Source organism: Methylobacterium haplocladii (assembly GCF_007992175.1).
Classification (GTDB): domain Bacteria; phylum Pseudomonadota; class Alphaproteobacteria; order Rhizobiales; family Beijerinckiaceae; genus Methylobacterium; species Methylobacterium haplocladii.
In genome coordinates this window covers 1-9,376 of sequence record NZ_BJZT01000060.1, presented here as the reverse complement: position 1 = coordinate 9,376, position 9,376 = coordinate 1, and the positions used below count along the sequence as shown (strand labels likewise).

The 9,376-nt window shown below is 69.1% G+C and carries 9 protein-coding genes and 1 pseudogene; 3 read left to right on the top strand and 7 right to left on the bottom strand.

Features of this window, described 5'->3' with window-relative positions; genetic code table 11:
- Positions 1–174 precede the first annotated feature (174 nt).
- Positions 175–402: a hypothetical protein gene (locus tag MHA02_RS21345; RefSeq protein ID WP_147082541.1), complete on the bottom strand. Its 228-nt coding sequence runs from the start codon at positions 400–402 to the stop codon at positions 175–177.
- Between the two features lie 580 nt (positions 403–982).
- Positions 983–1,615 carry a glycoside hydrolase family 108 protein gene (locus MHA02_RS21340; protein ID WP_147082539.1) on the bottom strand — a complete coding sequence of 211 codons (633 nt, stop codon included), beginning with the start codon at positions 1,613–1,615 and terminating at the stop codon, positions 983–985.
- 280 nt (positions 1,616–1,895) lie between these two features.
- On the opposite strand from MHA02_RS21340, the gene MHA02_RS21335 reads away from it, so the two are divergent.
- Together MHA02_RS21335 and MHA02_RS22770 are read left to right on the top strand one after the other, a co-directional pair.
- Positions 1,896–2,090 carry a hypothetical protein gene (locus MHA02_RS21335; protein WP_147082537.1) on the top strand — a complete coding sequence of 65 codons (195 nt, stop codon included), beginning with the start codon at positions 1,896–1,898 and terminating at the stop codon, positions 2,088–2,090.
- Positions 2,091–2,344: 254 nt separating this feature from the next.
- Positions 2,345–2,461: pseudogene (locus MHA02_RS22770) on the top strand (DNA-binding response regulator); the annotation flags it as partial.
- Positions 2,462–2,552: 91 nt separating this feature from the next.
- Here the strand turns inward: MHA02_RS22770 and MHA02_RS21325 are convergent.
- The 5 genes from MHA02_RS21325 to MHA02_RS21300 all read right to left on the bottom strand — a co-directional run bounded on the left by MHA02_RS21325 (position 2,553) and on the right by MHA02_RS21300 (position 8,239).
- Positions 2,553–3,059, bottom strand: a complete 507-nt coding sequence (locus tag MHA02_RS21325) for a hypothetical protein (RefSeq protein ID WP_147082535.1) — start codon at positions 3,057–3,059, stop codon at positions 2,553–2,555.
- Positions 3,060–3,853: 794 nt separating this feature from the next.
- Positions 3,854–4,540 carry a 3'-5' exonuclease gene (locus MHA02_RS21320; RefSeq protein WP_147082533.1) on the bottom strand — a complete coding sequence of 229 codons (687 nt, stop codon included), beginning with the start codon at positions 4,538–4,540 and terminating at the stop codon, positions 3,854–3,856.
- Positions 4,541–4,576: 36 nt separating this feature from the next.
- On the bottom strand, positions 4,577–4,888 hold the full coding sequence (locus MHA02_RS21315; RefSeq protein WP_147082530.1) for a DUF6634 family protein: 312 nt from the start codon (positions 4,886–4,888) through the stop codon (positions 4,577–4,579).
- Positions 4,889–4,967: 79 nt separating this feature from the next.
- Positions 4,968–7,073, bottom strand: a complete 2,106-nt coding sequence (locus tag MHA02_RS21305; protein ID WP_147082528.1) for an AAA family ATPase — start codon at positions 7,071–7,073, stop codon at positions 4,968–4,970.
- Between the two features lie 143 nt (positions 7,074–7,216).
- A complete protein-coding gene (locus MHA02_RS21300; protein WP_147082526.1) occupies positions 7,217–8,239 on the bottom strand; it encodes a hypothetical protein in 1,023 nt (340 codons plus the stop codon).
- 821 nt (positions 8,240–9,060) lie between these two features.
- On the opposite strand from MHA02_RS21300, the gene MHA02_RS21295 reads away from it, so the two are divergent.
- Positions 9,061–9,376, top strand: a 316-nt coding sequence (locus tag MHA02_RS21295) for a dTDP-4-dehydrorhamnose 3,5-epimerase family protein (RefSeq protein WP_147082524.1), incomplete at its 3' end; no start/stop codon positions are given.

Below are 9,376 nucleotides of genomic sequence, written 5' to 3'. Positions count from 1 at the left end.
TCTAGCATAAGGGCGAGCACCAGCCCACCACCGATTGCGCCGCAGATGAGGCACGTGGCGCCCTTCACAACGACATCGATGTCACGGCTATCGACCCGCCATAGACGCCACAGCCCAGAGACGAGGGCGGCCGCCGACGGAATGAAGAAGGAAGGTCGCGAGGACGCTCATGGGTCAGGCGGCCAGCATCGTCGTCGACACGCCCTGGACGCGCTCCATTGTGCGCTGGACGCCCAAGCCGAGGATGCCGGTCAACACCACCATTAGGTCGTTGATCGACAGCGTGGGTGCGACCGGGATCGCGGCACCGATCGCCACGCCGATGGTGTTGGTGGACCAGGTCAGGATCGGCGCGAGCACGAACTGGTAGCCGAACCCGGCAAGACAGATCCAACCCCCCACCGCGCCGAGAACCGATCGTTCCCCTGCGCCTCGGCGAGGTTCACGGTTGTCTGCGCCTTGGCAATCTCCATCATCGCGTTGGCGATGGCCGTCTCGCGCGCGGCGAGCGCCGTCGCGATATCGCGTTGGGCCTGCGCCTTGGCGTTCGGGTCCGGCGCGAGCCGATCAACGAGGATCTGATCTTTCCGGTGTCTGCCACCGACGGCAGCGCTGCGCCGATGGCAGGGCCGATGCCGCCCGTCATGGCGCCGCCGATGATCTGTCCGATGATGCCGCCGGCCATGGTGAGAGCTGCGTTCGTTGTAAGGGTCGAGGGACGGCGTCAGCCGCCGGTCCAAGGCGGGTCCACAAGCCGATGTCGCGGCTGATCGGCGACGGCGTGGGCAGGGGCGTCTTAAGGCTGCCGTCCGTCATCCAGGATGACTGCGGCTCGTTCGGGCGCGGCGGGGCCCTGCGATCGTCGGCCATGGGCTCCGACCTGCTTCGGGAAGGCGGCGCGCAGGCGATCGGCCATCCGAGCAAACAGCCCGTTCTCGGGCTCGGGCGCCGGGGCCGCGACAGGACCGACAAATGTGTTGCCTTAGTTGGGCTGCGCGACCCGCGGTGCCGCCTTCGGATCGATGCTGTCGATCGCAATCGCAACGGGGCTCGGTGCGGGCGGCGGCTCAACCTTGACGGGCGGCGTCGGAACCGGCGCGAGGCGTGCCGTGGCCAGCGCTTCCGCCAGCACGCTGTTGACGCGAGCCGACCAGCCCTTGCCGAAGGTCGACCACGTGCTGAGCCTTTGCAGGAACGCCATCCGGTCGTTGAAGATAGCCCGGATCAGCGTCTCGACCGGGACGGTGGCCAAGGCCGACGGCGTCACCGAGCCGATCACGCCGTCGTCAGCCACGCCGAGGGGGCGCTGAAGCGCCACGGCCCCGCGCTTCGGCCCACTGTTCACGGCGAAGTCGTAGGCGCAATAATCCGGTCCCGCCGGCAGCTCGTCGCCGCGGATCGCGTCGCGGTAGTTCTTCCGGTAGACCAGCGCGACCGACTCCTTGGTCAGCGCGCGGACCTCGTCCTTAGTCGCTCGCCGGCCGAGCCAAGATGACAGCGTACCGATCGTAACGCCGAGGTTGGTCGCGCCGCCCGGATCCGCTGGATGGTCCGACCAGCCCCCTTCATGGCGGAGGGTCAGCGCGCAGCATCGCGCGAAGGTGCTTGCTGCCATCTACGCCTCTCCGATCTGATTCACGCGAGCGGCAGCGCTCGCCGCTGGTGCGGGCATGGGGGTCTCCAGGATTAGGTGGTTACCGATCGGCTCCGAGAACGATCGATTAAGTAAGCAAATCGTTCTTCGATGGTAGACGACGAATAGTGTCGCGCAAGATTTGATTCACTGTGGTCTTTAAGGCGCGCGTTAGAAGTCGACTGTATTCATTATCACAAGAAGCGAGCGGGACACGACAACAACCCCGACGCTTCAGGCATCAAATACAGTGGAGTTTCTCATGCGCGTCGCCCTCGTCTCCGTCGTCCTCGTCCTCGCCACCGTCGCTCAGGCTTCGGCCGGTTCGATCCCGAGCCTGCCGGCTCTCCCCACTGTGTCGTTCGCTGGTATTGCTGCTCGTCCGTCGACCCCGACCATTGCACCGCCCCCGGCCATGCCCTCGGCTGCCGCCTTCCTGGCTGCCCGCAAGAAATAAGACGACCGACATCACGACACACAGGCCTGGCTCACGCCGGGCCTTTTTCGTTTGCCACGAACGAAGCGTCGGAATGGGACGCGGGATGTAACCCTGCCTTCACACGACATGCCGAAACCAGAGGCCCTCCTTTGGCGATGCTTGAACCACCACTTGCGGCGGCCTCGGCCGCCGTGTTTTGTGGCCAAGTTGCATCGGATCAGAACACGGCGAGATCACAACCGGAACGGTCTTGAACGAGCATGCCAAGCTCTCTGCTGATCGGCAGGCTGCGCAAGAAGCTCGCGAATGCCTCTTCGGGCAAGAACGACCTCGAAACAGTCGGGGGCCGCGGCTACGTCATCCCGCACGACTTGACCCACAGGCTGGCAACGGCGGAGGAATGGTTGTCGCGCCCGGCGCAATCGCGACCGCCCGTCGGGCATCCATGCCAATTGGTACAAGGTCAGGTCACGAGCGAGGCTACACGTTTGCGCAATGATGGCGCATGAGTGCGAGAATCCTGGGGCCGCTGATCGTCTCGTGTTCCCCCCGCGTCAGCCTTGCGGCCTTGTGGACGATGGCGGCACGTAGAACCTCCGCCGGCAATGTGCCGGAGGCTGTCAAGATTGCCCCCCAGGGATGGACGCCGTCGAGCAGGGCCGCGGCATGGGCGTCGAAGGGCGATCGCGCATCGCCGCATTCTGGACGGAAACCCGGCCAGGACGACGGCAGCTGCGCCCGCCAGGCTTGAGGCGTCGGGTGGTCCGGTGGCGTATCGCTCCGCGGGTCCTCCAGCAGGTAGACGCCAAGCCAAAGCTTTCGCCACAGCGATGCCGTGAACGACTGGTCGCCTTCGAATTTGTTTGGCATCGCCATCGTCTCGATCTCGAAGACGCGCGTCGTCACCTGTTCAAGGATCGAGAGACGAGGCCTGTCGACGGCGATGTCAGTTTCGAAGATCGCACGCAGCCAGTCGAACGTCGTCATGGCCGTGTCGCAGCTGGGATCGGCATCGTCGCGTCGCTTTGCTCTGCGACAATATCCCGTGGTCGCGAGGCGGCGATCTTGCAACCTTGCCCCGGAATCGAGAGTGGGAAAACATACTGTTTGCACAGGCTTATGACGCCGTTGCCGGCTCCGGCTGAGCGGGGGGCCTGCCGATGGGATCGACGGCACGCAGCGGCGGGCTCAGGTGTCGCGCAGCGGCGAACGGTATCGCAGCGCGATGGGTCCGTCGGGGCGTGCTTCGGGCGATGCCGATTTCCCCTGGCAGAGCATGGTCCGATCGTCGGGCCGGCGCAATAGGGGTGCCCACGTCGCTGAACGATGGCATGGCCTGGGAAGCGGCGTCAGCCTGCTGTCTTGCCGCTGTCTGATGGCGTCGAGCATCGCGGCGGACCGCCTGAGGCCGACGGAGCGCGGCGATCGCGGACGTTGTCGCCGTGCGCATCACCGTCACGCCGCCGTTGTCTGCGTGCAGGGAAGCCCGGTCCCTGTAGGTGCGGGCGCCGCCACGCCTCAGCGGAGCCGGTCGATCTTCATGCGAGGGAAGACCGGGCTCGGCGATGTCGCAGGGTCATGCGAAGGGGCGGGGATCGCCTCGGAGAGGTCTGGCTGCCGGCGGATCTTGCGCCGAGCCCGGTCCCATCACCGCCCGTCCGGCGCATGAGACGGGGGCTGCGCCACCGGGCACTGTCACGCCGGGCCGGGATGTCGCGGCGGGGATGGCCTGGGAGAGGCCGCTCGTCCGGGCGGGCTGGGGGGTGTCTCACGTCTTGGTCTCAAAGGTCGATCCGGGCCGCCTCGGCCAAGCTGGCCCGATGGCTGTCAGGATCGATCGCGCCGAGGAATCGTTCGTGGGCCAGGAAGACCCGGAATGTGGCGAGCACGTCCGCCTTGCAATAGGCGGCGAGGTCGGCGAAGCGCCCGGCTTCCACGAGTGCGGCCACGCCACCGCCATCGAGGCCGTCGCGTTTGCCCGGGATCCCGAGCGCCCGGCACAGGGCGTCGAGGCCGACTTTGGCCCGCGGATCGAAGCCGCCGAGCACGTCGCAGAGATCGAGGGCGTCCATCGCGTAACGCCGGAAATAGGGCCGGGCGTTCAAACCCGGTGCCGCAACCCCGTTGATCAGAGCCCGGTAGCGCAGCACGGGCAGGTCGAAACCGCTGCCATTGAACGTGACGAGGCGTGGCCGGGTTTGCACGAGCATCGCATCGAAATCGGCGATCAACGCCGTCTCGTCGCGCTCGCCCGCATGGCCGGCACTGAGGCTGCGCACTCGCCAGACGCCGGCGACTTGCTCGGCGGCAAGCATGCCGATGGCGACGATGCGGTGGTACAAGGGCTTCGGAAAGCCCTTGCCGAGGGCCGCCCGAGCGGCCGCTGTGTCGGACGGGTCGAGGCGATGGACGCGCGCGACGGCGTCGAGGTCCGGTACGGTTTCGAGATCGAAGACGAGAATGGTCATGCGCGAGGGCCTCCGGGTGCGGGAGGGGGAGGGGGCTCAGGCGATCGGATCGGCCAAGCGGTACAGCCGCGAGAGGCAGCGCGCCCATCCCGCCGTGGCGTCGATCGCCAGCAGGCGCGACGTCACGACGAGCCGGGGGCCGGGGAGGTAGGGGTGATCGTCGACGCGGCCGTACAGGGCCGGCTCGACAGCCGGAACGAAGGTGCGCCGCCAATGGCTGAGGCGCGGTGCGGCGGCAAGTTCGTGGCGGTCGGGCGCGTAGCCCGCCGTCAGCTGGTCGAAGGCCGCGAGCGCCGCCTCCCAGCGTACGGCGTCATCGACGCTCAGATGCAATTCGAGATCGGACATGGTGACGTCTCTGCGATGGTGCTCCGACGGAGCAGGGAGGGGGGATGGATGGGCAGGGAGCGCCGGCGGACGGTCCGGCTCAGGGGCGGCCGGGGCCGGCGGAGCGGGCCAGCGCCCGGTTGGGGCTGCGCGTGCGCCTCGGTCGCTCTGCGCAGCGCCGCGTCGGCGGATGCGCGTCGGCGATCGCCGCCACCTCCGAGCCGCTGAGGCAGCGCTGCCGCAGCAGCGCCTGCGCCGTCGCCTCGATCGCGGCGCGATCGGCCCGGACGGCCGTGCGCGCCCGGTGCATCAGCCGGCTCATCCGCGCTTCGGTGCGGGCCGCCAGGGCCGGATCGGTGCGCAAGAGCGCCTCGCAGGCCTCTGGTTCGGCGCGATGCCGCAGCTGCTGAGCGAGACCGAACGAGGCCTCGATGGCACAGCACAGCCGGGTCGCCGCGCGCAGATCGGATTGCGCGCCGGCATGCGCGCCGGCGCCGAGTTCGAGGTCGGCGGCGCGGCCGGCGAGCAGGCCGACGATGCGCCCCTCCAGGGCCTTGAGGTCGGGCATCGGGTCGGTCTCGCCGATCACGGTCATGCCGGCCGCCGCGCCGGATTCGCGCGTGCTGACTTCGATCACGGGCAGGCCGAGCCGGTGGGCGATCACGGCATGCGCCGCCTCGTGCAAGGCGACCTGGCGCTGCTGCGCCGGCGGCCGCGGGTCGGGTGGGACGATCACGGCGAGGAGGTCGTCGAGGGCGAGGGCCCGGTCGGCGGCCCGGGCCCGCGCCCGGGCCGCCTTGACGTGACCGGCGAGCACCGCCCCGGTGGCCTGTCCCGCGAGACGGGCGGCCGGCACGAGATCGGCCTGCGGCAGATCCGGGCCGAGATGTCCGCGCAGAATCACGACCCGCGCAGCCTCGTCCGGCGGCCCGACCCAATGGCTGCGGTCGAACCGGCCGGGACGCAGCAGCGCGGCATCGATCCGGTCGAGGAGATTGGTCGCCGCGAGCAGCACCACGCCGGCCTCGCGCAGGGCCTGGATGCGGAGCAGGGCGTGGTTGACCACAGGCGTCCACCAGTCCCGGCCCCGAGACGACAGAGTGGCGCGGTCCGGCAGGGCGTCGAGTTCGTCGAGAAATCCGATCGCGGTGCCGTCGGCGCGCGCCGCCTGCAGGAGCGCGTCGCAGAAGGCGTCGATGCCTCGGATGACGCCGTCGAGGAAGCCATTCGTGGTGGAAAACCATTCGCCCACGCTGGTCGCGACGAACGGGACGCCGGCCTCCGCTGCGATGCAACGGGCGAGCAGGGTCTTTCCCGTGCCGGGCGGCCCGTAAAACACACAGCCCTCCAGAGCACTGGCCGGGAGCCTGCCGGCGCGGACCCGGGCGATGTCGGCGACGAGGCCTCGGGCATAGGCGAGGGCCGGGCCCGTGACCGCGAGATCTGCCAGCGGCGGCGGCATCGGGCCGGCCTTCGGTCCGAGGCGCGCCCGACTCGCCCGCTCCAGGCGACCGCGGCAGGCCGCGGGCGTGCTGCGCGGCCGCAGAGCCGCGGCGAAATCGGCGAGGTCGAGGCCGGCGAGCGCCTCGGGCGCCAGGGTGATGCGCGGCCCGCGCGGACACCAGCGCCGGATTGCCTCCGCCATCACCGCCGCGTCCGGCGGCGGCAGCGTGACCCGGTGATCGGCGGCCGCCACGAGCAACGCCGGCAGGGCGTCCGGATTCGCGCCGATCCCAACGACGGGGCGCCCGTTCGCCAGCGCGCTCAGCCCTTCGAGTTCGGCGCCGGACGGCCCGGGCTTCGGCCGGGCCGGGGCCTCGACGACTGAAGCGCGCCGGTCGCTGAGCCGGTCGATCAGGTGGCTCAGCGGCCGGAACCAGGCGGCGCTCGGCACGGTGATCACCACCGCCACCGGGCGGCCGGCGGCGAGGTCCTTTAACAGCGCCCGCGGCAGGGCGGCCTCGGCCGCGACGAGAACGACGAGGTCGAGGCCCGGAAGTCGGCTCGCCCGCATCCGGGCGAGGGGCCCGCGCCGGTCACGGGGCGGGGAGCCGACCTGGCTGAACACGCTGTCGAGATCGAAATCCGGCAGCTCGTCCTCCGGAGCCTGCGTCGGAGCCGCCGTATCCGGAGCTCCCGCGGCGGGTGTCGGGTCGTCCGTGGCTGGGGTGGCGGGAGGATTGGTCGGGTGGGTCGAACCGGACATCGGGCAAGGCTCCGGCGATCGCCGGCGCGGAGGGGGCGCGGCGTCGCAATGAGGGGGGAGAGGCGAGGGGGCTCCGCGGCATGACGGAGCGAGGGGCGATCGCAAGGGACGGCAGACTGGGGCTCAGCCGCCGTCCGTGGGGCTCAGTGCTCGGTCCAGAGACCGTCGCTCTCGTTGCCGCCCGTGATCACGCGGGTGGCATTGACGAGGGAGGGCAGGCCGAGATCGCGGAGCAGGCGCAGCCGGGTTCGCCCGACGCGGCGGACGAGGCCCGCCTCCTGCAGGGTGCGCCGTTTGCGGCTGAGGCAGGCCTGGATGCCGCCGCGGTCGTCAGCGATGAGTTGAGAGCCGGCCTTGAGCACCGTCCAGCCGCCGGCGACGACCGCCGAGGCGCGCAGCCCGCGCCAGTCGAGGGAGTAGCGCCGGGCATCGGCGCGCGCGGCGAGTCCGTCCGGCAGGTCGAGGGCATAGCCCGACGGTACGGACACGGGCACCGGCGCGGGCACGAGCGGGGTCAGGGCCACCGGCGCACGAAGCAGGGGCAGCGGCTCGGCCCGCGGCTGGAGAACCGCCCTGCGTGGTTCGAGATAGGGGCAGCCGAGCGCCATCAGCATGAAGCGGAGATCGTGGAGCCAGCGCGCGACGAGTACCGGCTCGACGGTGGTGAGCCAAGCCTGCTGCGGCTCGCCCCCGACCACCCGGGCCCGACCGGCCCGGCGGGCCTGGCGGTGCAGCGCCTCCTGCAGAGCGAGCAGCGCCGATTCGCCGAAATGCTGCAGGTCGTTGGAGCCGATCAGCACGACCTCCTCGATCGGCAGCGGCGGACGGGCCCGGTGCCGGGCCATGCGCGCGGGCATCAGCACCGTTTCGCCCGGCCGGAGTTCGGGGCACTCCCCGAGCGCCTCGCCCCGGTGGATCAGGCTGTAGGCGACGAGGCGCGCCAGGGCCGTCTCGTTGCGAAGCAGCGCCAGCTCGTCGAGCGGGGCGATTCCGACGACCAGCGGCGAGCAGGGCGAGAGCACGAGGCGGGCGCCGTCGGGCCGCTCGGACAGCGAGATGAACGAGAGGGCCGGCCGAGCGGTGCGAGAGCCGGCGGGGCGGTCCGGCACTGCCGCAGTGGCAACCGTCTTCGTGCGCGCGAGGCGCGTGGTATTGGCGATAGGCATTGTGGGGTGCTCCGTGTCAGGGCACGTCGCTGCCGAGCTGGATCCCGTGGCTACAGGGGCACGAGGGACTCAGGGCAAAGCGACGAGGGTGCAGGTGCTGCGGTGAACCGACGCTGTGGCGTACGGGCTACGCAGCGACCCTGACGGGAGCGGTGGGGCCGACGGAATGGCCCAGACGGGCTTCCGGGCGAGGATGGGACGACGTAAGGAACGAACTAGCCATGATCTGTCTCCACAGAAGATCGATCGTGGTCAGGCTGCCATCGGTGTTTGCCCACCGGTGGTGGCCGCCATGCACGATGCAGCGTCCACAAGGCTTGCTGCAGAGAGGAACATAGCGGAAACAGCTGAGGTTCCAAGTCCCCAATGATTGGCGTGGTTAACCGCGCTGCGGGATGCGAGCGCGTTGGCTGATCGAGGATTGCCTTCCCTGCCAGTTATCATCGACCGCTCGTATCGTGGCTCAGTTGGTTGCCGACGTTAGCGGTGCGGTCACGAGGTGTCCGCACGTGCCGAGAACCGGACAGGTCGCCTTTTCGGATTCGTTAAAACTAATCGTATAATTGCTTGACTGAAAGATTGTATTGATTTCATGGGAATTTACTAACGTATAATTTGATTAAATTGGTATTCTATTTATCGAATGGGATTTAAAAGCTTAAAACGCTAGTAAATTCTTCGCTGCAGGGCTGCCGTCACAGTCTGTCGTCCCCTGATAGTTTGGCCCTGACCATAGATGGGGTTCGAGGCACGAAGAGACCCCATCTTGACTCTAAAGAGTCTGTGCAATGAATGTCGCCGCTGTGTGGGGCGGGCGATCAATGCGCGTATTCGAAACGGAGATCCCGGCGGTCAAGCGCGTGGTCCCGAAGCGGCACGGCGACGAGCGCGGCTGGTTCTCAGAGGTGTTTCGCGTGGACCAGCTCGCCGAGGGCGGGATCACCAGCGCCTTCGTGCAGGACAATCAGTCGTTCTCGGCCCCGGCCGGGACGCTGCGCGGCCTGCACTTCCAGACGCCGCCCGCAGCGCAGGCCAAGCTGGTGCGGGTGCTGGCCGGCGCGATCCTCGATGTGGCCGTCGACATCCGCCACGGCTCACCGACCTTCGGCCGGTACGTGGCGGTCCGTCTCGATGCCC